Origin of the sequence: Streptomyces sp. NPDC004732 (assembly GCF_040609235.1) — a bacterium.
In the GTDB taxonomy this organism is placed as follows: Bacteria; Actinomycetota; Actinomycetes; order Streptomycetales; family Streptomycetaceae; genus Streptomyces.
In genome coordinates this window covers 272998-297274 of sequence record NZ_JBEXJR010000003.1, presented here as the reverse complement: position 1 = coordinate 297274, position 24277 = coordinate 272998, and the positions used below count along the sequence as shown (strand labels likewise).

At 70.3% G+C, this 24277-nt stretch carries 21 protein-coding genes; 11 read left to right on the top strand and 10 right to left on the bottom strand.

Annotation, left to right across the window (positions count from 1 at the left end; all coding sequences use genetic code 11):
- Window positions 1-5 precede the first annotated feature (5 nt).
- Window positions 6-3023 carry a family 16 glycoside hydrolase gene (locus tag ABZV77_RS10460; RefSeq protein ID WP_356254264.1) on the bottom strand — a complete coding sequence of 1006 codons (3018 nt, stop codon included), beginning with the start codon at window positions 3021-3023 and terminating at the stop codon, window positions 6-8.
- Between the two features lie 248 nt (window positions 3024-3271).
- Between ABZV77_RS10460 and ABZV77_RS10455 the strand changes: the two genes are divergently transcribed.
- Window positions 3272-3943 carry a M15 family metallopeptidase gene (locus ABZV77_RS10455; protein ID WP_356253178.1) on the top strand — a complete coding sequence of 224 codons (672 nt, stop codon included), beginning with the start codon at window positions 3272-3274 and terminating at the stop codon, window positions 3941-3943.
- A gap of 85 nt (window positions 3944-4028) precedes the next feature.
- On the opposite strand, the gene ABZV77_RS10450 is transcribed toward ABZV77_RS10455, so the two are convergent.
- Window positions 4029-5168, bottom strand: a complete 1140-nt coding sequence (locus ABZV77_RS10450) for a PQQ-dependent sugar dehydrogenase (RefSeq protein ID WP_356253175.1) — start codon at window positions 5166-5168, stop codon at window positions 4029-4031.
- 178 nt (window positions 5169-5346) lie between these two features.
- On the opposite strand from ABZV77_RS10450, the gene ABZV77_RS10445 reads away from it, so the two are divergent.
- Window positions 5347-6537: a serine hydrolase domain-containing protein gene (locus ABZV77_RS10445; protein WP_356253172.1), complete on the top strand. Its 1191-nt coding sequence runs from the start codon at window positions 5347-5349 to the stop codon at window positions 6535-6537.
- Between the two features lie 3 nt (window positions 6538-6540).
- Here ABZV77_RS10445 and ABZV77_RS10440 read toward each other — a convergent pair whose 3' ends face one another.
- Window positions 6541-7296 (bottom strand): TetR/AcrR family transcriptional regulator, encoded by a 756-nt coding sequence (locus tag ABZV77_RS10440; protein ID WP_356253169.1) that lies wholly within the window; start codon window positions 7294-7296, stop codon window positions 6541-6543.
- Window positions 7297-7458: 162 nt separating this feature from the next.
- Here ABZV77_RS10440 and ABZV77_RS10435 point away from each other — a divergent pair, with 162 nt between their 5' ends.
- From ABZV77_RS10435 to ABZV77_RS10400, 8 genes are all read left to right on the top strand, one after another.
- Entirely contained in the window at window positions 7459-9693 is a 2235-nt protein-coding gene (locus ABZV77_RS10435; RefSeq protein ID WP_356253166.1) for an MMPL family transporter, read from the top strand.
- Between the two features lie 357 nt (window positions 9694-10050).
- The gene (locus ABZV77_RS10430; protein WP_356253163.1) at window positions 10051-10620 is read left to right on the top strand and encodes a sigma-70 family RNA polymerase sigma factor; all 570 of its coding nucleotides are present in this window, start codon (window positions 10051-10053) and stop codon (window positions 10618-10620) included.
- Window positions 10620-11321: a hypothetical protein gene (locus ABZV77_RS10425; protein WP_356253161.1), complete on the top strand. Its 702-nt coding sequence runs from the start codon at window positions 10620-10622 to the stop codon at window positions 11319-11321. The genes ABZV77_RS10430 and ABZV77_RS10425 overlap by 1 nt, the downstream gene beginning before the upstream one ends.
- Window positions 11322-11618: 297 nt before the next feature.
- On the top strand, window positions 11619-11891 hold the full coding sequence (locus ABZV77_RS10420) for a hypothetical protein (protein ID WP_356253158.1): 273 nt from the start codon (window positions 11619-11621) through the stop codon (window positions 11889-11891).
- Window positions 11892-12058: 167 nt separating this feature from the next.
- The gene (locus ABZV77_RS10415) at window positions 12059-13297 is read left to right on the top strand and encodes a helix-turn-helix transcriptional regulator (RefSeq protein ID WP_356253155.1); all 1239 of its coding nucleotides are present in this window, start codon (window positions 12059-12061) and stop codon (window positions 13295-13297) included.
- A 26-nt stretch (window positions 13298-13323) separates the two neighbouring features.
- On the top strand, window positions 13324-13953 hold the full coding sequence (locus ABZV77_RS10410) for a hypothetical protein (RefSeq protein WP_356253152.1): 630 nt from the start codon (window positions 13324-13326) through the stop codon (window positions 13951-13953).
- Between the two features lie 70 nt (window positions 13954-14023).
- Complete coding sequence (locus ABZV77_RS10405; protein ID WP_356253149.1) at window positions 14024-14923, top strand: Sir2 family NAD-dependent protein deacetylase; 900 nt, start codon at window positions 14024-14026, stop codon at window positions 14921-14923.
- Between the two features lie 97 nt (window positions 14924-15020).
- Window positions 15021-15224 carry a hypothetical protein gene (locus tag ABZV77_RS10400; protein ID WP_356253147.1) on the top strand — a complete coding sequence of 68 codons (204 nt, stop codon included), beginning with the start codon at window positions 15021-15023 and terminating at the stop codon, window positions 15222-15224.
- 10 nt (window positions 15225-15234) lie between these two features.
- On the opposite strand, the gene ABZV77_RS10395 is transcribed toward ABZV77_RS10400, so the two are convergent.
- From ABZV77_RS10395 to ABZV77_RS10380, 4 genes are all read right to left on the bottom strand, one after another.
- Complete coding sequence (locus tag ABZV77_RS10395) at window positions 15235-15843, bottom strand: class I SAM-dependent methyltransferase (RefSeq protein WP_356253144.1); 609 nt, start codon at window positions 15841-15843, stop codon at window positions 15235-15237.
- Window positions 15844-15978: 135 nt separating this feature from the next.
- Window positions 15979-16614: a hypothetical protein gene (locus ABZV77_RS10390; protein WP_356253141.1), complete on the bottom strand. Its 636-nt coding sequence runs from the start codon at window positions 16612-16614 to the stop codon at window positions 15979-15981.
- Window positions 16615-16685: 71 nt separating this feature from the next.
- On the bottom strand, window positions 16686-17159 hold the full coding sequence (locus ABZV77_RS10385) for an MSMEG_6728 family protein (protein WP_356253138.1): 474 nt from the start codon (window positions 17157-17159) through the stop codon (window positions 16686-16688).
- 73 nt (window positions 17160-17232) lie between these two features.
- Window positions 17233-18177 (bottom strand): aldo/keto reductase, encoded by a 945-nt coding sequence (locus ABZV77_RS10380; RefSeq protein WP_356253135.1) that lies wholly within the window; start codon window positions 18175-18177, stop codon window positions 17233-17235.
- A gap of 224 nt (window positions 18178-18401) precedes the next feature.
- Between ABZV77_RS10380 and ABZV77_RS10375 the strand changes: the two genes are divergently transcribed.
- Window positions 18402-18767: an STAS domain-containing protein gene (locus tag ABZV77_RS10375; protein WP_356253132.1), complete on the top strand. Its 366-nt coding sequence runs from the start codon at window positions 18402-18404 to the stop codon at window positions 18765-18767.
- 18 nt (window positions 18768-18785) lie between these two features.
- Here the strand turns inward: ABZV77_RS10375 and ABZV77_RS10370 are convergent, their stop codons facing one another.
- The 3 genes from ABZV77_RS10370 to ABZV77_RS10360 are packed head-to-tail and all read right to left on the bottom strand — an operon-like array spanning window position 18786 to window position 24146.
- Complete coding sequence (locus ABZV77_RS10370) at window positions 18786-20360, bottom strand: class I adenylate-forming enzyme family protein (protein ID WP_356253129.1); 1575 nt, start codon at window positions 20358-20360, stop codon at window positions 18786-18788.
- Window positions 20344-22281, bottom strand: coding sequence for an ABC transporter ATP-binding protein (locus ABZV77_RS10365; protein ID WP_356253126.1), 1938 nt, complete (start codon window positions 22279-22281; stop codon window positions 20344-20346). Before ABZV77_RS10365 ends, ABZV77_RS10370 begins: the two co-directional genes overlap by 17 nt.
- Entirely contained in the window at window positions 22281-24146 is a 1866-nt protein-coding gene (locus ABZV77_RS10360; RefSeq protein WP_356253123.1) for an ABC transporter ATP-binding protein, read from the bottom strand. The genes ABZV77_RS10365 and ABZV77_RS10360 overlap by 1 nt, the downstream gene beginning before the upstream one ends.
- Window positions 24147-24277: the final 131 nt, after the last annotated feature.

Genomic DNA, 24277 nt, shown 5'->3' with positions numbered 1-24277 from the left:
ACCGGTCAGGACAGCGGCTCCACCCACACATCGCGGAATCGCACCTTGTTTCCGTGATCCTGCAGCCGGATGGCACCGGCCGCCGCCGACTCGGCGTCACCCGCACCGGTCGGACCGTCCACGGCCACGTCGTCGTGGACCTTCTCGCCGTTCCACACCACGGTGACCCGGGCGTCCGACGTCTTCTTGCCGTCCGCGTCGAAGCGGGCGGCACGGAAGGTGATGTCGTACGTCTGCCACGTCTCCGGAGCCTTCGACGCGTTGCGGTCGGCGGCCTTCTTCTGGTAGATCGCCCCCGCCTCGTTGTCCGCGAGCTTCGCCACGCCGTACGAGTCCAGGATCTGCACCTCGTACCGCTCCTGGAGGTAGACCCCGCTGTTGCCGCGGTCCTGCCCCGTGACGTCGTCCGGCAGCTTCGGCACCCGGAACTCGGCATGCAGCTTGAAGTCCTCGAAGGCCTGCTTGGTGCGCAGGTCGCCGCAGCAGACCTCCATAGACTTCTCGGCCTTGTGCGGCCAGGCGGCGCTGCGCCCGTCGGTGTGCTGCCAGGCGGTGGAGACGCTGCCGCCGGAGAACAGATCGATCCTGGTGCCCGGTCGGCGTACGTCGAGCGCGTCGAGGTTCACATGACCGCTGTCCTCGGCGCCGACGGCGTACGTGACGGTGTTGTGGCCCTTGCGCAGGGTGAGCCGTTCGGTCTTCGTGGACCAGCGGTTCCACTCGCCCGTGGACGGCAGCCTCGTCTGTTTCGCCGCGCCGCCGTTGACGCCGACCCCGACCGTCTTGGTGCCGGGGGCCGGATGCGGGCCGTTCGCGTAACGCAGGCCCACGTCGTACGCGCCCGCCTTGTCGACCACGACGTCGAAGCTCGCCTTCGCCCCCTTGTCGCCGAAGCCGTCGACGAAGCCGCCGCCGGTGAAGCCCGCGTGCTCGTTGTCGATGCCGGCGCTGCCGGACAGCTTCGCGGACTCGGCGTCGTACGTGGTGACCGGCTCCTGCGGCCCCGGCTTGGCGTTCAGGGTGTACCAGGCCTCGGTGGACCACAGCTGCTCGCCCTCGGCGGACGAGAACGGGCGGGGCGAGCGCACGTGCACCACACGGTCCGACTTCAGACCGGGGACGGTGAGCCGCACCGTGCGGCGGTCGTCGGAGAGCTTCGCCGACGCGACCGGCAGCGACTCCTCGTCGACCTTCGGGCCGCCGTAGTCCGGAGTGGGCACGTAGCGCCACTGCTCGACCGCGTACGCGCCCTCGGTCAGCTTGGCCGCGGTCTCCTCGGACAGGGGCTTGGTGTAGGTGAGGTCGAAGCCGTCACGCGTGGCGCGCATCGTCTTGATGTCGAAGGCGGTCTTGCCGTTCGGCGTCAGCTTCTGCAGACCGAAGCGGAGCTTGCCCTCCTGGCCCCAGTTGCCGTCCGCGCCCAGGCCGCCGGTGTAGATGGCGCCGTCGGGGCCCTCGCTGATCCGCGAGATACCGGCTTCGAGCCCCTGCGTGTGCCGGAACACCGCACCCTGGTACTCGCCGCCGACCTTCTCCAGGTCCGCGCGCTGCAGCCCGCCGTACGTGACGTCACCGAAGACCATCTGTCCGGCGAACGGGCCCTTCTTCAACTGCATCGGCGTGCTGGGCGAGTTGGCGATCTCGTTCTGCGGGAGCCAGAGCACCGGCTTGGTGACGGGCTTGTCGTCGTAGGGCCCGTCGGGGTTCATGTAGTGGTTGAAGAACCGGTCCTGCTTGATGTGCACCAGCTTGGAGGCGGGCAGCCAGCCGCCCTGGTTGTCCGTGACGAACAGGTCGCCGCCGGGGCCGCGCCCGATGCCGTTCGGGGTGCGCAGGCCTCCGGCGAGGTAACTCACCTTGCCCGTCGCCTTGTTGACCTTGATGGTCGTGCCGCGGTTCGGGGCGGGCTGCGGGTCGGTGGTCGCGCCGCCGTAGTTGATGGCGACGGAGAGGTTCAGATAGAAGTCGCCCTTCTCGTAGAGCAGTCCGAAGGCGAACTCGTGGAAGTTCTTGCCGTACGGCCACTCGGCGATCTTCCGCTTCTCGTCGGTGACGTCGTCGCCGTTCGTGTCGTTCAACTCGGTCAGCTGGTGCTTCTCCGACACATACAGCTTCCCGTCCACGTACTTGATGCCCATCGGCTCCCTGAGCCCGTCGGCGATCTTCTTGTACGTGACCTTCTCCGGGCCGGTGTCACCGGTGACGTGGTCGAGTAGATACACCTCGCCCTTCGTCTCGGTGCTGCCGCCCCAGGTGGAGATCGCGAGCCTGCCGTCGGGCAGCCAGTCCATCGCGGACACCTGCGGCTCGAAGCCCTTGGGCCGCAGCTCGGTGAGCTTGTAGCCGGGGTTGACCTCGGTGAGCGGAAGGCCGTCACCAGGGGTGTCGTACGTTCCCTCGCACTCCTTGCGGCCGGGCGCGGTGACCCGTACGACTCCTGCGTCCGTGCTGAGCACGGAGTTCGGCACGACCTTGAACTCGCTCGCACCCGGCGGCTTCCACTGGAGGGTGACCTGCTGGTCGCCGCCCGCGTCGAAGTGGTCGATCCGCAGCGACTGGTAGCCCGCGTTGAGCGTGATCTTCCCGTCCTTGGGCTCGGCGCCGTGCAGCCCGTCGTGGTCGATGACCTGCTGGTTGCCGAGGAAGAGCCGTGAGCCGTCGTCGCTGATCAGCCGGAAGTCGTACGCGCCCGCTTCCGGCACGTTGAGGTTGCCGATGATCTGCGACACGAAGTTGTTGCTGAAGCCGAATCCTTCGGTCGAGGTCCAGTCGGCCGTCGGGATCAGCTTGTCGACGTTGGGGGTCTGTGCGGGCTTGAGGTCGCACAGCTTGGCCAGCGGGGTCTGCACGTCGAACACCCGGAGGGTGACGCCGGGTTCCTGGGGCGGCAGGTCCGCGAACGGCCGCGGGTCGTCGTCCGCGGCCGCGGCGGGCGTGAGCAGACCGCCACCGAGCAGGGCGGCGAGCAGCAGACCCGTGGATCTTCGGGCCCTGCGGCGGGGGTGGCGGGGTCGGCCGGTCATCGGCCTGGGGAGTGGCTTCACTCTTCCTCCTGCGTGGTTCCGGCATGGGTTACGCAGATCTCTGTGGCAGAGCGACGCTCAGCGTAGGGATGGCGCCGATGGACGTCCACACTTTGTCCAGAGAAAGGAAAAACTGGAGGGGGAAAGGTGACGGGTGGGGGCCGACCAATCGGGCGAATGGCGGCCGATGGTCGGCTGTTCGGACCGGGCGGGCCCGCGGGGCCGCGGGGCCGCGTTATGTCTGTGGGGTGACCACGTTTCGAGCCCGTGCGTTCCTCGCACTGAGCACCCCGGCTGCCGTCCTCCTCGCCGCCCTCGGCCCGGCGCCGCCCGCCGCGGGCGCGCAGCGGGCAGCCTCCCTGGACGCGCGGGTCACCGCCGTCTCCGCGCGCGAGCTGGGCCGCAGCTGGCATCCGGGGTGTCCGGTCGCGCCCGCGGGCCTCCGGCTCATCCGGATGAACCACTGGGGCTTCGACGGCCGTGTCCACGCCGGTGAACTCGTCGTGCGCAAGCAGGCCGTGCGGCCGCTCCTGTACGTCTTCGGCCGGGCCTTCGACGCCCGGTTCCCCATCCGCCGGATGCGGCCGATGGCGGCGTACGGCGGCAGCGACACGGCGGCCATGAAGGCCGACAACACCTCGGCGTTCAACTGCCGTGCCGTCACCGGCGATGCGTCCAGGCTCTCGCAGCATTCGTACGGAGACGCCGTGGACATCAACACGCTGGAGAACCCGTACGTGGACAGGAACGGCCGCGTCTACCCCGCCGCGGGAGCCGCCTTCCTGGACCGGCGCCGCACCGCGAAGGGCATGATCAAGGCGGGTGACGTCATCACGACGGCGATGCGCAGGGTGGGCTGGCAGTGGGGCGGGCGCTGGCGGTCTCCGGACTATCAGCACTTCTCGGCCGACGGACGCTGACAGTCCCTTCGGGCCACCGGGGCGTGGGGGGCCCGAAGGGACTGATCCGGCTGGGTCCGGGCCGGGTTCAGCGTGTCCTTCGGTGTTACGCCGCCGGGTCGATGCGGGACACGGGGCCGCCGAGGTCGAGCACGTAGAGCTCGCGGTTGCCGCCCTGCACGAACGAGACGACCTCGCCGCCGTTGACGCCCAGGTCGCTCACCCCGGTCACCTTGCCGTCCTTCATCTGCAGGGCGCGGACGGTGCCGTCGCAGTAGTCGCTGAACAGGTATTGGCCCTTGAGGGCGGGGATCGCCTTGCCCCGGTACACGAAGCCACCGGTCACCGAGCAGCCGAGGCCGTTGCGGTCGTACTCGTGGACCGGCGGCACGTGGTTCGCGGGCTCGGTGCCCTCGCGGAAGGGGTGGGTGCCCTCCATCTGCGACCAGCCGTAGTTCTCGCCGCCCTTGCTGGCCGCCGGGGCCCGGTCGATCTCCTCCCAGGCGCTCTGGCCGACGTCGCCGATGAACACGTCGCCGCTGCCCGCGTCGAACGAGAACCGCCACGGATTGCGCAGTCCGTACGACCAGATCTCGTCCTTCGCCTTCGGGTCGCCGACGAACGGGTTGTCCGACGGGATCGCGTACGGCTTGCCGCCGAGCGGGTCGATCCGCAGCAGCTTGCCGAGGAGCGTGTCGAGGTTCTGCCCGTTGCCGTGCGGGTCGCCGCCCGAGCCGCCGTCGCCGAACGCGATGTAGAGGTAGCCGTCGGGGCCGAACTTGATGTCGCCGCCGTTGTGGTTCTCGTAGGGCTGCGTCTGGGTGAGGACGGTGCGCCGGGTGTCCGGCTGGAGCTTGCCCTTCCGCACGGCGAACTCATCGATGGTGCTGGTGCCTTCGAGGTTCGTGAACGAGATGTAGAAGTGCTTGAAGTCCTTGTCGAACGCGATGCCGAGCAGGCCTCGCTCGCCGTCGGTGGTGGTCTCCGCGGAGATGTCGAGGACGGGCTTGCTGAGCCCCTGCCCGGTCAGGGTCCTTACGGTTCCCGCGCGTTCGGCGATCCAGACCTTGCCGCCGGGCCCGGCCGTACCGGCGGACGGGTTCTTCGCCGTCGCCACCTTGGTGAGCGCGACCTTCGCGGCCTCGCGCGGGGCGGCGCGTTCGTCGGCGGATGCCGCGGTCAGGGCGAGGGATGCGATGAGGCAGATGGAGCCGATGACCGCCGTACTTCTGGTGCGAACTTTCACCGTGATCCTCCTGGAGGCCGTGTGCAACCTGGGTGGGGGGATGGTGCGGTGTGCAACTGGCCACGGTGAGAATACTGGGGCAGGAGTTCTTGGTATAGACCATGAACTCGTTGTTCTCCGCCTCGTACACTGCATCCGTCAAATGATCATGCTTCACCAGGTGGGGGAGGGGAAACGCATGTCCATTCGTATCGCTCGACGGAAGCGCATATTCCGCAGGAGTGGCGCCGTTGCGCTCGGCGTCGCGGTGGCCCTGGCGGGAGCCACCGGTACCGGGGCGGCGGCCGAGGGCTCCGACACGTCCGGTTCCACCGGCAAGCACGCCGCCACCCAGCGGGCCATCGACGCGCTGGAGCAGGCCGGAATGCCGGGAGTCGCCGCCGAGGTGCAGGACCCGCAGGGCAAGTGGTTCGGGTCCGCGGGCTACGCCGACACCGCGACGCAGCGCGAACGCACCCCGGCCGATCATCTGCGTGCCGGGAGCAACACCAAGTCCCTCATCGCGGTGGTGCTGCTGCAGCTGGAGGCCGAGGGGAAGCTGAGCCTGGACGACTCCGTGGAGCGCTGGCTGCCGGGCGTCCTCAAGGGCAACGGCTACGACGGCACCAAGATCACGGTGCGACAGCTCCTCAACCACACCAGCGGTGTGCACGACATGGTGTCCACGCCGGAGTGGCGGGAGTACATCAACGGCCCGGGCTTCCTGCTCCACCGCTACGAGACGTGGAGCCCCGAGCGGATCGTCGGCCTGGCGCTCAAGTACAAGCCCGACTTCGAGCCCGGCACGAGCTGGAACTACTCCAACACCAACTTCGTGCTCGCGGGCATGCTCATCGAGAAGGTCACGGGCCACACGTACGCGCAAGAGGCCGAACGGCGCATCATCAAACGCCTGAAGCTGCGCGAGACGTCGTTCCCCGGCACCGACCCGAAGCTGCCCGCCCCTTACGCGAAGGGTTACTCCAAGCTGTACGCGGAGAACCCCGGCCCCGAGATCCACGACGCCACGGAGTACAACCCGGCGTGGTCCGGCGCGACCGGCGAGGTCATCAGCACCACGGGCGACCTCAACCGCTACTACAGCGCCCTGATCAAGGGCGACCTGCTGCCGCCCGCTCAGCAGCGGGAGCTGCTGAACACCGTCGAGACCGGCACTTTCTTCGAATACGGCGCCGGTCTGATCGTCCGCACCCTGTCGTGCGGAGTGAAGGTCTACGGCCATGACGGCATCGTCTGGGGCTCACTGACCAGCACGGCGACCACGGCCGACGGCAAGCACACGCTGACGTTCCACCTCAACGGTGACTGGCTGGAGGACGGCCGACCCTACGAGAACGTCTTCGAAGCGGAGTTCTGCGGCAAGGGATAACGGTCAAGCGATGTGCGTCGGTATCCGCCGGCGCACATCGTCGTACAGGTTCCGCATCGCCATGCGGTAGAGCTCGGACTGGTGGACGCCGAGGAAGCCGGTGTGCCCGAACACCTCCAGGACGACCATCCCGTGTACGTAGCCCCACACGCTCAGCAACAGGGCGGTCGCGGCAGGCGGCAGGGCCCCGCCGTCCGATGACGCCTCGCCCGCCAGGGGCGACAGGCGCGCCAGCTGCCCCAGGAACTCGGGGGACAGCAACCGGACGTCGGTGGCGGCCAGTTGGTCCTGCGTGAACCCGCGGAACAGCTCCCGCTCGAAGACCGCGCTCATCCTTCGGTTCGCCTCCGTGGTGGGGCCGTCGACGGGGGCGTGATAGTGCCGCAGCGGCGCTCCGTAGAGGAGTTGGAACCGCTCGGGGTTGTCGATCGCCCAGCGGCGATACCCCTCGGCCGCCACGATCATGCCCGGCAGGTCCGGCTCGTCCGGTGTGCTCTCCGTCGCGGCCTGCACGGCGTCGGCCAGGTCGTCGTACGCCTTGGTGATGAGCGCCGTGACCAGGTCGTCCCGGCTCGGGAAGTAGTGGTACAGCGCCTGCACGGTCATGCCCAGGCTCCGGGCCACCGCGCGCAACGACAGGGCGTGCGGGCCTTCTTCGACGATGTGGGACTCGGCGGCGCTCACGATCTCGTGGACGGCCACGGCCCGCCGCCGCTCGCGCAACGACGGCCTGGCTGCAGGGGCTTCACGGGTGGACATACGGCGACCGTACGCCGATCGCCCTCGCCACGGCACCGGAATCCGGCAACCCGTGAAGAAAATCTAACACTGCTCAATTTTGTTGTGCCCCGCTAGCGTCGACAACGGCGGCGAGGAGCGCCGCGCATGCCTCATGCACCGCAAGCCCGAAGGAGAAAGCGCGTGTTCGAACGCATAGCCGAGCTGGCGATCCGCCGGTCCCGGCTGGTACTCATCGTCGCCGTAGTGGTCGTGGCCCTCATGGGCGCCTTGGGAGCCGGTGCGTTCGGGAAGTTGCTGGGGGGCGGCTTCGACGACCCGGCCTCCCAGTCCTCCCGGGCCAGGGACGTCATCGACGAGAAGCTCGGCGGAGAGACGAACCTGGTCTTCCTCGTCCGGGCCTCCGACGGCCGCATCGACGCCCCCGCCGCCGAGCGGAGCGGCCGGGCTCTGGTCTCCGACCTCAAGAAGGAGGCGGACCTGCAGAACGTCGTCTCGTACTGGGACACGAACAGCCCCGATCTCCGCTCCAAGGACGGCCGCGAGGCCATCGTGCTCGCCCGGGTGAAGGGCCACGACGCGGAGCAGCAGGAGAACGCCAAGGGCGTCATCGACGACTACGCGGGAACGTACGAGGACACGCTCACGGTCAAGGCCGGCGGCAGCGCGGGCGTGAGCTACGAGATGGGGCCGCAGACCGAGGAGGACCTCGTCCTGGCCGAGACCATCGCCGTGCCGCTGATCCTCCTGCTGCTCTTGGTCGTCTTCGGCACCCTGGTCTCCGCGCTGCTGCCGCTCGCCATCGCGCTCATCGCCATCGTGGGCGTGTTCGCGGAGCTCTACGTGGTCGGCAGCGTCACCGACGTCTCCATCTTCGCCATCAACCTGACCACGGCCCTCGGTCTCGGACTCGGCGTCGACTACGCCCTGTTGATGATCAGCCGGTTCCGTGAGCAGCTCGCGGCGGGGACGAGCGTGGAGGACGCCGTCCGCAAGACGATGAGCACGGCGGGCCGCACGGTCGCGTTCTCCGCGGCGACCGTGGCGGCCGCGCTCGCGGCGCTCATGGTGTTCCCGCAGTACTTCCTCCGCTCCTTCGGCTACTCCGGTGTCGGTGTCGTCGTCATCGCGGCCCTGGCCTCCCTGTTCGTGATGCCCGCGCTGCTCAACGTGCTGGGGCACCGGGTGAACAGCGGGCGGATGCCGTGGGCGAGGCGGGCGCGCTCCGGAGGCCGGGAGTCGGGATGGGGACGTCTCGCCCGCACCGCCATGCGGCGCCCGGCGCTCACCGCGCTGCCCGTGCTCGCGGTGCTGCTCCTCGCGGCGAGCCCGCTCCTCGGCATCACCTTCGGCACGGCGGACGAACGCGTACTGCCCGAGGACGCCAAGAGCCGTGAGGTCTCGGTGTCGCTGCGGGAGAACTTCAACGGCAACGACGCGGCGGCCCTGCACGTCGTCATCGACCAGGCCGTGGACAAGGCCCCGTTGGCGTCGTACGCGGCGAAGCTGTCCGGTCTCGATGGCGTCGCCCGCGTCGAGACCAGCGCGGGCACCTACGCCGACGGGCAGCCCAAGTCGACCGGCCCCGGCAACCCGGCGCTCGGCCGTCCCGCCGCGCAGCAGCTCAACGTGGTGAGCACCCTGACGCCGAAGTCCGACGCGGCGAAGGATCTCGTGGACGAGGTGCGGGCGGCCGCACCGCCGTCGGGGACGCACCCGCTGGTGGGCGGTGGTGACGCCGAACTGGTCGACTCCAACGCGTCCATCGCCGACCGGCTGCCGCTCGCCGTGGGCCTCATCGTCGTCACCACCTTCCTGCTGCTCTTCCTCTTCACCGGCAGCGTCGTGCAGCCGCTGCGGGCGCTGGTCCTCAACGTGGTCAGCCTGGGCGCGACCGTCGGCGTGATGACCTGGATCTTCCAGGACGGCAATCTCTCCGGGGTGCTCGGCTTCACCGCGCAGCCGATGGAGACGTCGATGACCGTGCTGATGTTCTGCGTCGCCTTCGGTCTCTCGATGGACTACGAAGTGTTCGTCACCAGCCGCATCAAGGAGCTGCACGAGCTGGGCGAGGACAACGAGTCCGCGGTGGTGGGCGGCCTCGGGCACACCGGACGCATCGTCAGCGCGGCGGCCGCACTGATCGCGGTGAGCTTCTTCGCGTTCGGCACGGCGGAGATCAGCTTCATGCAACTCTTCGGACTGGGCAGCGGGTTGGCCATCCTCATCGACGCCATCGCCGTGCGCGGCATCCTCGTCCCGGCTGCGATGCGCCTGCTCGGCCGCTCCGCCTGGTACGCACCCGGGCCGCTGCGCAGGTTCCACGACCGGTTCGGCCTGAGCGAGGACGGGCCCGCGCCCGCGCCGCGGCGGCCCGTGGCGGTGAACCCGCAGGAGAAGGACTCGGCGGGCGTCTGACTCGGACGCCGGGACGCCGGAACACCAGAACGCGCCGGAACGCCGGGACGCGACACGGGGCAGGGCCGCCCGTGTCGCGTCCCGGCGTGTGCAGTTTCCCCTCACACCCCCCTCGTGACTTCCGTCACAACGCTCTCAGTATGCGCAGGTGACACAGTCCGTGGCGTTCGGAATCCCCTGTTCCGCAAAGAAGTTCGGCCGCACGGTTAACCTCCCGCGCACGACGGCGCGATGTAGGGGCGAGGACGATGTCCTCCCGGGCGCGCAACGGGGCGCCCCGGCCGGCCAGGTGAACCGAAAAGGAGCAGTCCGTGAGGCCTCAATGGGCCGGGCATCCTGCCGAAGGGGGTGCGGGGGGTGACTGAACCGTCTGGGCAGGAGCACCCTCTGATCGATCCTGCCGAGCTGACAGCCGACTTCGAGACGTTCTTCCGGGACCACGAGAAGGAGTTCCTGAAGTCGGCCGGTTCGCGGGTGCGCAATGTGCACGATGCCGAGGAGATCGTCCTCAGTGCGGGCGTGCGCATCTACCTCAAGTGGGAGCAGATTCAGGCTCATGAGAATCAGGTTGCGTATGCCCAGCAGATCCTCAACTGGGAGATAGCCACCTTCTTCCGGAAGCAGGCCCGAATATCCGGCAGGGAGACGCCCTACGGGGAACTGCCCTTCGCCGATGTCCCGGCCGCCGACGACCTGCTCGCCCTCAAGGACTACGAGGAACTGGACCAGGCCCTGGAGCGCCTGGACGAACGTGCGCCCGTGCGGGCCGCCTGCGTACGCCTGCGTTTCCTGTGCGGACTGACCAATCGCGAAGTCGGGGAACGGCTGGAGATCAGCCCGGACTGCGTGAAGGTGCACGTGTGCAGAGGCCTCAAAGACCTTCAGTCCCTCATGGATCTCCCCACTCGGGGAAAAGGAGATTCCTGATGCTGGAAGACATCCTGCGCAACAGCGCGCAGGAACTGGATCTACAACTCGAAGCCCACGACAGCGACGCCTTCATGCGTCGCCTCGCCGTCCGGATCACCCAGGACGCCGCCGTGGCGCCGCGTGTACAGAGCGGCGCCGCGGCCAAGGAGACCGCCGCCTCCAAGGAGGCCCCGGGGCCCGCACGGCGTACGGGTGCCTCGCGGCCCCGCTCGCGCCGCGGTGTGCGCCGCAGCCCCACGCCGCTCTGCCCACCCGACCCCGCGGCCGCGCCGGACGCGGTCCTTGAGCACGTGCGGGGGCTGTGCAGACAAGTGGTGAGCTCCGCGCACATCGACTCCCTGGCCGACTTCGCCGACGACTACGACGAGGCCGGGGCGCGGACGTTCGCCTGTCTGCTGTACGTGCTCGACCGGCGCGAGGGTGCGCTCTTCTGGTGGCGGTTCGCGGCCGGTGCGGGCGATCCGCTGGCCGCCTATCTGCTGGCGGCGCACCACGCGGCCGTGGGGACGGTCCCGGAGGCGCGTGTGTGGCGGGCGTTCTCGCGGCTGCTGGGCTTCGCCGAGCGTCACCTGCCCCGCCTGGGGCGGGGTGCTGTGCCCTACGACGACTCCGGGGCGCGGGAGTTGCTCGGAGGCAACGACACGGTCCTGTGGGCCTTCATGAAGACGGACGACGTGGCGCTCGCGGTGAGCCGATGAACCACCGCCGGACCGGCCTGCGTACGCGAGCGGGCCGTCCGGCACACGCCGTCGCGCTCGCCTATAGCAGAAGCAATTCGCGGGTGCGGGATTGTTCGGCGTAGTGGATGCAAAGAGGCCGCAGGGGGTCGACGAAAGTGTCCGATCGGCCCGAAAATGCACTGCAGTTGGGGGCAAATGTCCGAATAGCTTTGCGCATACCGTGTCACTACGCTCACCGAGCGCGAGCCCGTTCTCTTAGCGGGGTCCCGGGCTCGCGCTCTTGATGAATGCAAACCAAGAAAGAGGACGCTACGCATGCCCCATTTCCCTGTCCGCTTCCGGTTCGAGCGCGCTCGGCGCCGAACCGGTCCCGACCATAACAGCGCACCGGTCGCCCCGTATATGACGGGCAACACTGAACACGCGGCAGGCAACAAAACTGGCAACCCGCTGGTCACGGCCTTGCAGGCGCCGCCCCTGATCGTGTTCCACGGCGGGCCGAGCCTCTCCGAAACCGCAGCGTCCCTCGTCATTGCCGCTGTGTGGATGGGCGGGGTGTATCTGCTCGGCCGCACCGGACAGAACTGACGGGCCACCGGAGGTCGGCCTGCCCGGCCGGCCTCCGGTGTCACGCCGGTGCCCAAGTTCCCGACGAAAAGGGGATTGGATCACCGGCTCCTGTCACGGAATGCACGGCCGGAGCAGTGCGGTGGTCCGAGCCTTTGGCCACCACTTTTGCCAGGAAGGGACCCATCATGAATCAGCCGAATATGCGAGAGAGGGTGTGCCCGCAGTGCGGCAACACCTGGATTTCGCAGGGAGCCGGACGCCCCGGCACCTACTGCGGTACCAAGTGCCGCCAGGCGGCCAACCGCGAGAGCAGGAAGAGCCGCCCGGAGCCGCCCGACACCCGCCTCGTCGACGAGCAGCTCCTCCAGGACTTCCACGCCATCCAGGACGAGGTCGAGGAACTGCTCGGCTCCCTCGACTACTCCGGTGCGCCGCCCGAAGACCCCCTGCGCATCCTGGTGCGCATCCAGCAGCGACTGGACGCCGTCACCATCGGACTGGTCGGCCGCGCCCGGGCCCGCGACGCCAGTTGGACCCATGTCGGCGCGGCCATGAACCTCACCCCGGACACGGTCCGCCACAAATACGCCACCGCGATGGAGCGTTACCAGCGCAAGCGGGCACCCCGTTCGCAGCGTCCGGCGGGGCCCACACCGCGCAGACCGGCGGCGCCCGACGACGGACCGGGCCCCGGTCCCGTCCGCTACATGATCACCGGAACCTTCGGCCAGCACGCCGACGAGGAGGGCGTAGATGTCGTCGTCTGCGCCGAGGAGCTGGCCCCGGCCCTGGCCTCCCTGCATCGCGCCAGCGGCCGCACGCTGCGTTCGGTCGCCGAGCAGGCCCGCCTCTCGCCGGGCTATGTCTCGCGCATCATCGCCGGTGAACGCCTGCCCTCCTGGTCCGTCGTCTGCCGCCTGGCGCGTGCCTGTGGCGCATCCCCGGGCCAGCTGCGGCCGTTGTGGGAGAGCGCCCTGACCCGCCGCGGCGCGAAGCGGAACGCGACACCCTCCCTGCATGCGGCGCTGCGCTATCTGTACCGCCGCGCCGGACGCCCAGATCCGGCCCAACTGGCAGCTGAGCACAGCCATCTGACGGCCCAGCAGATCACCACCATGCTGGAGAGCACCGCGGTGCTGGAGTGGGAGACCGTCCAAGAGCTCGTCTTCGCCCTGGACGGTGAACCCGCCTACTTCGAGCCGCTCTGGCACACCGCCGTGCAGAACGGCCTGTCGCTGACCGGCCGAGCCCTGCCGCTGCCGCCTCTCGCGTACCCGAGCCGCGGCACGACGGGTCCGGTCGCGGTCTTCCGGCTGCTGACCCAGTTCAACGGAGTCCTCAAGAGCAACCCGCTGCTCACCGAGAACATGCGGATGCAGGTGCGCCGCACCATTGCCCGGCGGGCGAGAGCCGCGGCGATCTGAGGGCGCGGCGGGGGAGGCTGGGGCAGATGACGATCAGACGGCTGGACGCGGCCTCCCTGCTGGAAGCGGCTTCGTTGGTGGTTCCGGAAGACGCCGCCACGGGTGACGACATCACGGTCAACGACGTCTGGGAGTACCTCGCCCACGACGAGTGGGAAGTGGCCCTCGCCCTGCTGGAGGAACTCGGCGGCGACACCGATTCGCTTCCGCTCGGCTTCTGGGAGTCCCTCGCCACCGCCGCCGAGCAGGCGCGGCTGGAGCGGAGCGCGGCCTGGTGCCGCTGGCGCTGTCGCGAGGCACGCCAGGGCATGATCATCCGGGCCGACCTCACCCTCACCCCTGCCGACGAGGGCCGCCGAAGGGCACCGTTCCCGGGGGCGGGCGTCCTTCGCCCCCTGTGGAACATCGGGTGTCGCACGGCAACAGGCGAACCCGACCTCCGCGTCGCCGCCCTCTGGGCGGAGTTCGTACCCTTCGTTGACCCCGGCGGACAAGCATCGGTACGCCTCGCCCCACTCACCCCGTCGCAGTGGCAGCATCTGCGACCCGGCCAAGTGATCACCATGCACGAGGACCGGACCGTCGCAGGGACGGCGGTGGTCCGCTCGCTCCGTCCCCTCACCTGCGACGTACTCCAGGACACCGCGGACGCCTGAGCGGCACGCGACCCCGGCCGTCCGCCGCGGTTCTGGATCACCGTCCGGACTCGGTCATAAGCTGGGCGGTATGAGGACGCGACCCACGTTGACCTGGGAGCCGCAGGGCGACCTGCCGCCCGCCTCGACCGACCTGTCGGCGGTCGTCGCCGCGGTGCGGGCGGGAGGCGTTGTGGTGCTGAGCGGAGCGGGCCTGTCGACGGAGTCCGGCATCCCGGACTACCGCGGCGAGCACGGCGCGTTCCGCCGCAACCACGTGCCCATGACGTTCCAGGAATTCACCGGCAGCGACCACGCGCGCCGACGGTACTGGGCCCGCAGCCAGCTCGGCCTGCGGTCGATGGCGGGGGCCAGCCCGAACAGCGGCCACCGGGCCGTCGCGGCGCTGGCAGGAGCAGGCCTCGTCACCGGTGTGATCACGCAGAACGTCGACGGGCTGCAGCAGGCCGCAGGAACACCAGACGTGGTGGAGCTGCACGGCAGCCTGAGCCGGGTGATCTGCCTGGACTGCGGCGCGGCCAGTGACCGCTCGACGCTCGACGCCCGGCTGCGGCAGGCCAACCCCGGGTTCGAGGCGGTCGCCGAACGGCACCGCGCCGCGCAGGTCAACCCGGACGGTGACGTGGACCTGCCCGAAGAGGCGGTCGACGGGTTCCGGACGGTGGCGTGCACGGTCTGCGGCACCGGGATCCTCAAGCCGGACGTGGTGTTCTTCGGCGAGAACGTCCCGCCCGAGCGGGTGGCGGCCTGCCGGAGCCTCGTCGACGGGGCGGCCACCGTGCTGGTCCTTGGCTCCTCCCTCACGGTCATGTCAGGCCTGCGTTTCGTGCGCCAGGCGGCACAGTCCGGGACCCCGGTCCTGATCGTGAACCAGGGCCCCACCCGCGGCGACCGCTGGGGCACCCGCATCGACCTCCCCCTGGGCCGAGCCCTGACCGACGTGGTGGCCCGGGCGATCCCGGCGGCGTGACACGACCCCGAGAGCGGCGGGTTGGACATCCCGGGCCCACCTCTGGCAACGTCGCCCGTCCGTTCCCGGACCCGAGGGGAGAGACACGATGATCGAAGTGAGCACGCGCAGCGTCAAGGAAGCCGTGGCCGCCGAGCAACTGCGTGCCGACACCACGACGCTCGACATTCCAAAGGGTTTCGACCTCTGGACACCCGAGGAGATCGCGGAGTGGCTCGACGGCGTCGAGGACGACCCACGCGTCTCCGACGCCGACTTCTATGCGGCGCAGCAGGCGGTGCAGCGGGTGCTGGACGCCTGACCCCTGTCCTTCACGGCAGGCGTACCGCTCGCAGGACGGTGTCCTGGGTGTGGTGCGTGTCGGCCGGGCCCGGGGTCGTGCGGGGGCGGGTCTCGTCGATCAGGACGGTCCAGGCGGGGCCGAGGAGCGGGACGATGTCGGCCGGCTGGTAGTAGTCGGCGGGGTCGAACTCCGCCGACCGGTGGTGGGCGAGGTCCGCGAGGGCGTGGCTGCCGAAGAGCAGCGTGCCGCCGGGCGCGACGGCGTCCAGCAGGCCGTGCAGCGCCGCGTGGCCCTGCTGGCGGCGGAGCGGGAAGTACTGGAGGGACACCAGGTCGAAGGGGCCCGCCGGAGGTGGCGTGGTGCTGAGGTCGCCCTGGGTCCACACCACACGGTCCTGGACGTCGAAGGCGGCGGCGGTCTTGGCGGCGCGCTGCAGGGCGACCTCGGAGACGTCGACCGCGGTGACCTGCCAGCCGCGCCGGGCCAGCCAGAGCGCGTCGGCGCCCTCGCCGCATCCGACGTCGAGTGCCCGGCCGGGCGGCAGGTCGCCGACCTCGGCGACGAGCACGCCGTTGGGGTTGCCGCTGAAGATCTGGTCGCGGCTGCGGTACATCTCGTCCCAGCGTTCGGCGTCCATGCCACCCGGTCCTCTCGTCGTTCTTCGGTGAGGGAGCGGTCCATGTCGCCGTCGCCTGCACCGCCTCCGACGACAAAATGCCCCCCTGTAGGCCAGGGGGGCAAAGTTCTTTGCGAAAAGCGCAAAGGGGCGGGTTCAGCTGGAGACGGGCAGGGCCTGCGGATCCACCTCGCAGTGGTCCAGCGAGTCGACGAGACCCCCGCCACCGATCTCCACCCGGGCGGTCGCCTTGCCCTTCCCGGGGACCTTGACCTTCTCGCTCTGCTCGATGATGGTGAGGCCCTTGGCGTCCACGAAAGTGACCGAGACCCAGAAGCGGCCCGCCTTGGCGTTGTTGTTCGTGACCTTCACGGTCGCGTACGGCGCCGCCTCGGTCGCGCAGCGCACCAGCTTGGCCTTCCCGTCCTCCGTGCGTCCGTCGCCCTCGGGTGAACTGGAGGCGGTGGAACGGTCGTTCGGCAGCCGCCTGCGGGTGCCGCCGCTGCCCCCGTCCGTGCTCCCGCCGCTGCTGCCGTACATGTCGTCATCGTCGTCGTAGCCCGAACCGGATGTCGTCGAGCCGGACGATCCCGAGCCGGAAGAGCCCGAGCTGCTCGACGACGACGAACTGTCGTGGTCCTGGCTCGAGTTGCTGCAGCCGCCTCCGCCGCCACCCCCGCCGCCGTGACGACTGCCGCCACCGTGCCCGCGTCCCGTCGTGAAACCGGTCAGCGCGAGCGACGACAGTGTCAGTGCGGCTGTGACCTTGAGTATGCGCCCCCTGTTTGCCATCCGATCATTGTCGTGAACCGGTCACCTATCTGGCAAATGGGCGCGGCAGGAAGGTGCCGCGGCAGGAGGTGTTACACGGCGGGGTCGCGGTCGGACGTCGGCCAGAGGTACGGCAGGTCGTCGGGGACGTCGGGGAAGAGCGGGACGTAGATCTCCGGTGCTTTGCGTGCCAGCGCCGACTGGTGGCTGCGGTGGAAGGCCGGGTCCCCGAGCCAGGGAGGCAGCTCGTCCTCGTCGGCGAGCCGCTCCTGGGCGCGTACGTCGGCGCCGGGGCTGTGCCGGGCGAAGTCGGTGAGCATCGTGGCGGCGCACGTGTCGGGGTGCCCGTCCGCCACCCACACCGCGCACACGTCCAGGCCGTAGCGGACCAGGGCCTCCTCGTAGCCGGTCCACATGCGGACCGCGGGGTGGTGGCGCCATCCGTAGCCGGGCACGGTCAGGCCGCGCAGCACCTGGAGGGCCTCGACCCGCTGCTTGCCCAGGCGGGCCCGGTCCAGGACCGTGGCGGATCGGGTGAAGTCGGAGTACGGGAGGAAGGTCTGCACGCAGCATCCCTACCGCGGCAGACCTGTTCCCACCCGTTTCCCGCGCCCCATCGGGTACGGCTCGCGGTGCCGGTCACGGCAGGGGGCCGCCGCGGGCGGTGACCCACAGGTCGTACCACTCCTCGTGGGTGAGCTCGGGCTCGCGGCTCACGGCGTCGTGGCAGGCGAGGATGCGTTCGGGACGGCTGGTGCCGATGACGGGGGCGATGCGGGCCGGGTGGCGCTGGAGCCACCACAGCAGGATCGTCTCCGGTGTCGTCCGTTTGCGTTCGGCGAGGTCGGCGACGAGCTGCGCGGCCGGTGAATCGAGCGCGCCCGTGTAGCGGCCCTGGGCGAGGGCGCCCCAGGCCTGGACCTGGATCTCGCGGGCGGTGCAGTACTCGACGGTTCCGTGCGGGAAGCCGTTCGCGGCGGCGGCCGGGGTGTTCACGAGGACGCCCGCCTCGACCCAGTCCCGGCTGCTCAGGCTCATCTCCAGCTGGTTGGCCACCAGCGGGAGATCGAGGTGGGCCTGGAGGTGCTGGATCTGCGCGGCGCTCATGTTGGACACGCCGAATCGGCGCACGAGCCCCTGGCCGTGCAGCGAGGTGAGGGCCTTCGCGATGTCCTGCGGGTCCGCCAGCGGATCGGGGCGGTGCAGGAGCAGTACGTCGATCACATCGGTACGCAGCCGGGTGAGGCTCTCCTCGACGCTGCGGACGATGTGCGGCGCCCGCAGGTCGTACATGCCGGGGTGCTGCCCGTCGGCCTGCCGGATGCCGCACTTGGTCTGCAGGACGATCCGCTCCCGCAAGTCGGGCGCCCGGGCGAGGAGTTCACCGAAGACCGCCTCCGCCTTGCCGCGCCGGTAGATGTCGGCGTGGTCGAACGCCGTGATGCCGATGGCCAGCGCGGCCTCGACGGCGGCCTCGGCGTGGGCGATGTCCGCGGCGGTGTACGGGTCGCCGTCCCAGGTGCCGCCGAGTCCCATGCACCCGTACAGCGGTCGCCCGGCGGGTACGTCGGTCTGTGCAGTCATGCGTCGCCTTCCCTCGTGTCGCCCTTCCCGGGGCACGGCTCCGCGGCTCTTTCGCTCACGTCGTCGCTTCTGTCGCTCACGTCATGCCCGGGAACCGCACCGTCACGCGTGGCTGTCCGCCCCATGGCCCGGAACCGGTCCCTCGGCCGACGGCCTTGGGGCACAATCGGTGGGGCACGACCCACCCCGGCACGAGGAACGACCCAGGCACCGTAGAGGAGACCGTGGCCGATACTCCGGAACCCGGCCGACACGGCAGGCTTTCCGTCCTGCGCTCCGCGGTCGACGGTGTCCGCATCGTCGCGCTGCACGGCGAAATCGACTACGCCGTCAAGGACGAGCTCAGCCGGGCCCTGATCCCCACGGACGGCGCGACGCCGCCGCCAACCGTGGTCGATCTCAGCGACGTCACCTTCATGGACTCCAGCGGCATCAACGTCTTCATCGACGCGCAGCACGCCGTCACGGACGCCCAGGGGTGGCTGCGCATCGCCGCCGCCCAGGGGCCCGTGCTGCGCGTCATCCAGCTCATCGGCCTGGACGCCGTGATCCCCTGCCACCCCACCCTCGAACAGGCCAGGACCGCCTGACGGCCGGGGACTTGTGACTCAGGGAGCCTCGCGGGACGCCCCGGCGCCTTCGACCGCGGCGCGCCTGATCTTGCCCATGGAGCTCTTCGGCAGCGAGGCGACGAAGTCGACCGCGGCGGGGACCTGGTGGGGCAGGAGCCGGGTGCGGCAGTGGGACGTCAGCTCCGTCGCCCGCAGCGGCGCCCCGGCCACGACAGTGGCTCGTACGCGCTCGCCGGTGCCGTCGATCGTCTCGCCCCAGACCACCGCCTCGGCGACCGAGGGATGGGCCAGCAGGACCTGCTCCACTTCGACGGGGTTCACCTTCTTGCCGCCCACGTTGATGAAGGAGTCCTTGCGTCCGACCAGGTGCAGATGGCCCTCGGGGCCGAGGCGGGCCACGTCACCGGTCCGGTACCAGCCGTCGTGGAAGGCGCGCCGGGTGGCGTCGGGGTGGCCGAGGTACTGCAGGAACATCGCGGGGGTCCTCACCAGCAGCGCCCCTTCCTCGCCGCGGGGCACCTCGTCCCCCCGCTCGTCGACGATGCGAAGCCGCACGCCGGGCATGGGACGGCCCACGCCGAGATCCGCTCCGGAGCCGTCCTCGGGGCGCCGCGCGGCGATGACCCCGGCCTCCGTGCAGCCGTACACCTGCTGGATGTCCAGGCCGAGCCGCTCCCTGGCCCGCCGCGCCACGGCGGGCGGCAGCGCGGCCCCCGAGGAGAGGCACAGCCGGAGGGCGTCGGGCGGCCGCGGCGCAGCCGATGCCGCACCGGCCGCCCGGGTGGTCAGGTCGTAGACCATGGGGGCGGCGACAAGCACCGTGCAGGCGTGCTCGTCCAGGGCCCGCAGGAGGCGTGCGGGGGTGAAGCGGCCGAGGAGGACGAGCTCTGCCCCGGCCCGCAGGGCGGTGACCAGTCCGGCCACCATGCCGAAGGAGTGCAGCAGCGGGACGGCGGCCAGGATCCGGTCGTCCTCGGTGATCCCGTAGGAACGGGCGTAGCTGTCGCCGCCGTTGACGAGGTTGCGCTGGGTGTGGACGGCCGCCTTGGGCTCTCCGGTCGAGCCGGAGGTGTACTGGTGGAGGAAGGGGGCGTCGGGCGCGGCAGCTGTCGGCGGCTCCTCGCCGTCGGGCTCCCCCAAGGGGGTGTCGCCCGGGTCCTCCACGGGGATGAGCGCGCAGTCGAGAGGGGCTGGATCCTTGGCACCGTCGAGTGCGGTGAGCCGCGCCGCGTGCCCCACGACGGACAGCGGGCCCAACGTGTCCCGCACGGACATGAGCTGGGACCGGGGCGTGCCGGGTTCGAGGGGGACCAGGCGCAGCCCGAGACGGGCGGCCGCGAGGAGCGCGACGACGGATTCCGGGGTGTTCTCGACGAGCAGCCCCGCAGTGCCGTGCTCCGCGACACCGAGAGAACGGAAACGGCGGGCGGTGGACCGCACCTTCTCGTGCAGCTCACCGTAGGTCAGGACGGCGTCCTCACCGCGCACGGCGACAGCGTCAGGGCGGGCCCGGAAGGCGCTGTCGAGCAGGTCTCCGAGGGTGGTGGGCTGCGGGGTGGACCGGTCAAGCGGGGTGAGCCGGTTCGCTTCGCTGTCAGACGCGGTGGCCATCGATCACGCTCTCCTCTCCGTTCGCGGCGGGCGGGGCACCCTGCCCGTCCCGCTCCGGGTGTCCGTTCGCCGACGCCGCCGCCCGCGCGTACGGCGCGGCTGCGGACGGCCGGACGCCCGGGGCGTCTGCGGGGTCCTCGTCGGGCTGCTGGTGTCGGAAGTAGCGGTCGTAGAGGCGGCTGTAGGCCCCGCCGCGCGCCAGCAGCGTCGTGTGGTCGCCCTCTTCGATGAACCGGCCGTCGTCGACGACGACGATGGTGTCCGCCTTGCGGACGGTCGGCAGGCGGTGCGCGACGACGATGGTCGTGCGGTCCGCGGCGAGCGCCTCGAGACCCTCCTGGATCTGTGCCTCCGTCAGCGGATCGATGCTGGCGGTGGCTTCGTCGAGAATCAGCACGGGGGCGTCCTGGAGGAAGACCCGGGCCAGGGAGACGATCTGCCGCTGGCCGGTGGAGAGGTTCCGCCCGCCCTCGTCGGTGGGGGTGTCCAGGCCGTCCGGGAGCTGTGCCAGCCAGTCGCCGCCCGCCACCGCACGCGCGGCGGCCTCGATCTCGTCCCGCCCGGCACCCGGTCGCCCACGGGCGATGTTGTCCGCCACCGTCCCGGAGAAGAGGAACGGCGTCTGCGTCACCACGCCGAGGCAGCGCCGGTACTGGTCGAGGTCCAGGGTGCGCACATCAAGACCGTCGACCTCGATGCTGCCCTTCTGGAACTCGTACGCGCGCATGATCAGCCGCACCACGCTGGACTTGCCCGCCCCGGTGTGGCCGACCAGGGCCACGGTGCGGCCCGCCGGGATGGTGAGGCTCACGTTGTCGAGTACGGGATGCTCGGCGTCGTAGCCGAAGTGGACGTCGCGCAGGGTGATCTCGCCGCGCAGGCGCGGCACCGGGATCCGGTCGCGCTGTCCCACCGTCGACTCGCGGTCGACCAGGGCGAAGACCCGCTCTCCCGCGGCCAGGCCCTGCTGGAGCTGGCTCCAGAAGGAGGCGATGCTGGTGAGCGGCGACCAGAACAGGGCCAGGGCCTCCAGGAACAGCACCCACTCGCCCGCCGTGACGGAGCCCGAGTCGACGCCGTGGCCGCCCACCAGGACCACGGCGACCGTGCCCAGTCCGGTGAGGGAGATCAGCAGCGGGAAGATGCCGCTGAACAGCCGGTTCAGCCGCACGCTGGCCCGGAACCACTGCCGGTTGACCTCGTGCAGCCCGTCCTGCGCGGACTGCTGGTGGCTGTGGTTGCGCGCCACGGCGATGCCCCGCAGCGTCTCCTGCACATATCCGTTGACCTCGGCCAGCGCCTGCTGCTGCCGCAGCGATGCGCTGCGCGCCGCGCGCCGGAAGGCGAGGCTGACGGCGACGATGACCGCGGCCACGAGAGCCGTCACCAGGGCCAGCGGCACATTGATCACGAAGAGCGCGGTCAGCAGGATCACGATCATCAGCACTTGGCCGAGGAGGCTGAGCATCAAGGTGATCAGCGTCGCGAACGCCTGTGTGTCGTTCGTGACGCGGCTGACCACCACACCGGTGGGGTGGGCGTCGTGGAACGCCATGTCCTGGCGCATGGCCGCCGCGAACGCATGCTCCCTCAGCTTGAGCACCACGTCCCCGGCCATCGCTCCGGCCGCGCGCTCCTGGAGCACGTTCAGCAGCCAGGCGCCGATGCCCGCGACGAGGATCGCCGCGATCAGCAGCACCAGACGTCCGTCGCCGTCCTCCTCCAGGGCCGAGTCCACGGTCCGGGCCAGCAGCAGGGGAACGGCGCTGCCCGCCGTGGCGGCGACGATCACGGCGATGGTCACGAAGGCCAGCGCCCGGCCCTTGCCGCGGAAGTAGGGGGCGATACGGCGGGTCAGCTCGCGGTCGCCGTAACGGCGGTCGTAGCCCTCCGGGTCGAGGCCCTCCAGCAGATGCGCCATCAGTGGTTCTCCTCCTTGGCGCCCGCGGAGTCCGGACCCTCGGGTGCCGGCTTGCTCAGGTAGGGCGCGAAGATCCTGCGGTACAGAGAACAGTCCCGCAGGAGCTGTTCGTGGCTGCCCTGGTCGACGATCCGGCCGGCGTCCAGGACGAGGATGTGGTCGGCCGCCCGGATGCGGGACAGCCTGGGCGTGACCAGGAACGTGGTGCGCCCGTCCGAGGCCTGCCGCATGGCGCGCTGCACCTCGTACTCGGTGGCGCTGTCGACGGCGCTGGTCGCGTCGTCCACGGCGAGGATGCGGGGGTCGGCGATCAACGCGCGCGCGATGGCGACGCGTTGGCGCTGTCCGCCGGAGAGGGTGGCGCCGCGTTCGCCGACGACGGTGTCGTAGCCGTGCTCGGTCGCCATGATGAAGTCGTGTGCCTGCGCGATGCGGGCCGCGGCTTCGATGCGGGACCGGTCGGTGCCGTTGTCCGAGCCGAGGCTGAGGTTCTCCGCGATGCTGCGGGAGAAGAGCATCACGTCCTGCTCGATGACCGAGGTGCGCGAGCGCAGCGCCCCGATGTCCCAGTCGGTGGTGGGGACGTCGTCGATCAGGACGCGTCCCTCGTCCGGTGAGTAGGTGCGGTTCAGCAGGTGCAGCAGGGTGGACTTGCCGCTGCCCGTGGCGCCGACGACGGCCACGGTGGTGCCGGGGGCCACGCGGAAGGAGACGTCGCGCAGGACCGGCTTGCCGGGTTCGTAGCCGAAGGTGACGCCTTCCATGGCGACTTCGCCGGTGATGGGCGCGACATGGCGGCCGCTGCGCTCGTCCTCGCCCTCGGGGTCGTCGACGACCTCCTTGATGCGCTGCGCTCCCGCCATGCCCAGATAGATGAGCCCGAGGCTGAACGACGCCAGCTGGGTGGGGGCGCGCAGGGTGCCCATCAGGCCCAGTACGGCGACGAGTTCGCCGATGCTCAGTGAACCGTCGCGCAGCAGGATGACGGAGTGCACCAGGGCGCCGACGGTGGCGAGGGTCAGCAGCAGCGGGGACAGGGCGAGCGCCTGGGTGCGGATCTGGTGCACGGAGGCGTCCCGGTAGGCCCGCGCCAGCTCGGAGAACCGGGAGCGTTCCTCGTCGGCTCCGCCGGTCGACCCCACGACCTCGATGCCCGCGATGCTCTCCGAGGCCTGGGCCGTCATGTCGCCGAAGCGCTCCCGCGCGACGTCGGACACGGGCTCAAGACGCCGCCCGTGCTCGGCGAGGGCCAGCGCGAACAGTACGACGAAGACGACGGGGGAGAGCAGCAGCCTCGGGTCCACCAGGGCGATGAAGACGATCGGCATCACGATGTTCAGCGCGAGGTCGACGGCCAGGTCGAAGCCGGGCGACACCATCAGGTTCAGTGATTCCGCGTCGCCGGTGGCGCGGGCGGACAGGTCGCCGACGCGGCGCCGGTTGAAGTAGCCCTGGCTCTTGCGCAGCAGGCTGGCGAAGACCTGGGCGCGCGCGTTGCGTTCGAGCCCGCTGGCGAAGGATTCCAGACAGTACGTGGACATGATGCCGCCCAGCGCCCGGACGACCACGAGCGCGAGCAGCCCTATGGCGATGGCGTGGAAGGTGCCGAAGTCGGGCGACCCGTCGTCCTGGTCGAGGATGGCGTCGAAGGCGAGGCCGGTGACGAGGGGGATCGCCGCGGTCAGGGCCTGCCAGGCCAGACTGCCCAGCAGGAACAGGGCGATGTACGGCCTGAAGGGCCGCATCTGCGCCAGCAGCCAGCGGGGGACGCTGCTCTGCACGTCGGGGACCGCGTCTGCGGCGGCCCCTGTGTCGGTGCGCGTGTCCGTGTCTGCCTCCCCGCCCGGTTTGGTCTCGGCGGTCATCGGCGCTCCTTCTCCGTGTCGGGGGCCGTAGCGTCCCCGGGCCCGGAGAGGTCCGGAAAAGGCAATCGACGCATGGGTTTCGGCCATCATTTAGCGAATAGCTGGGTGTGTGGCGCACAGGGCTTTCCGGC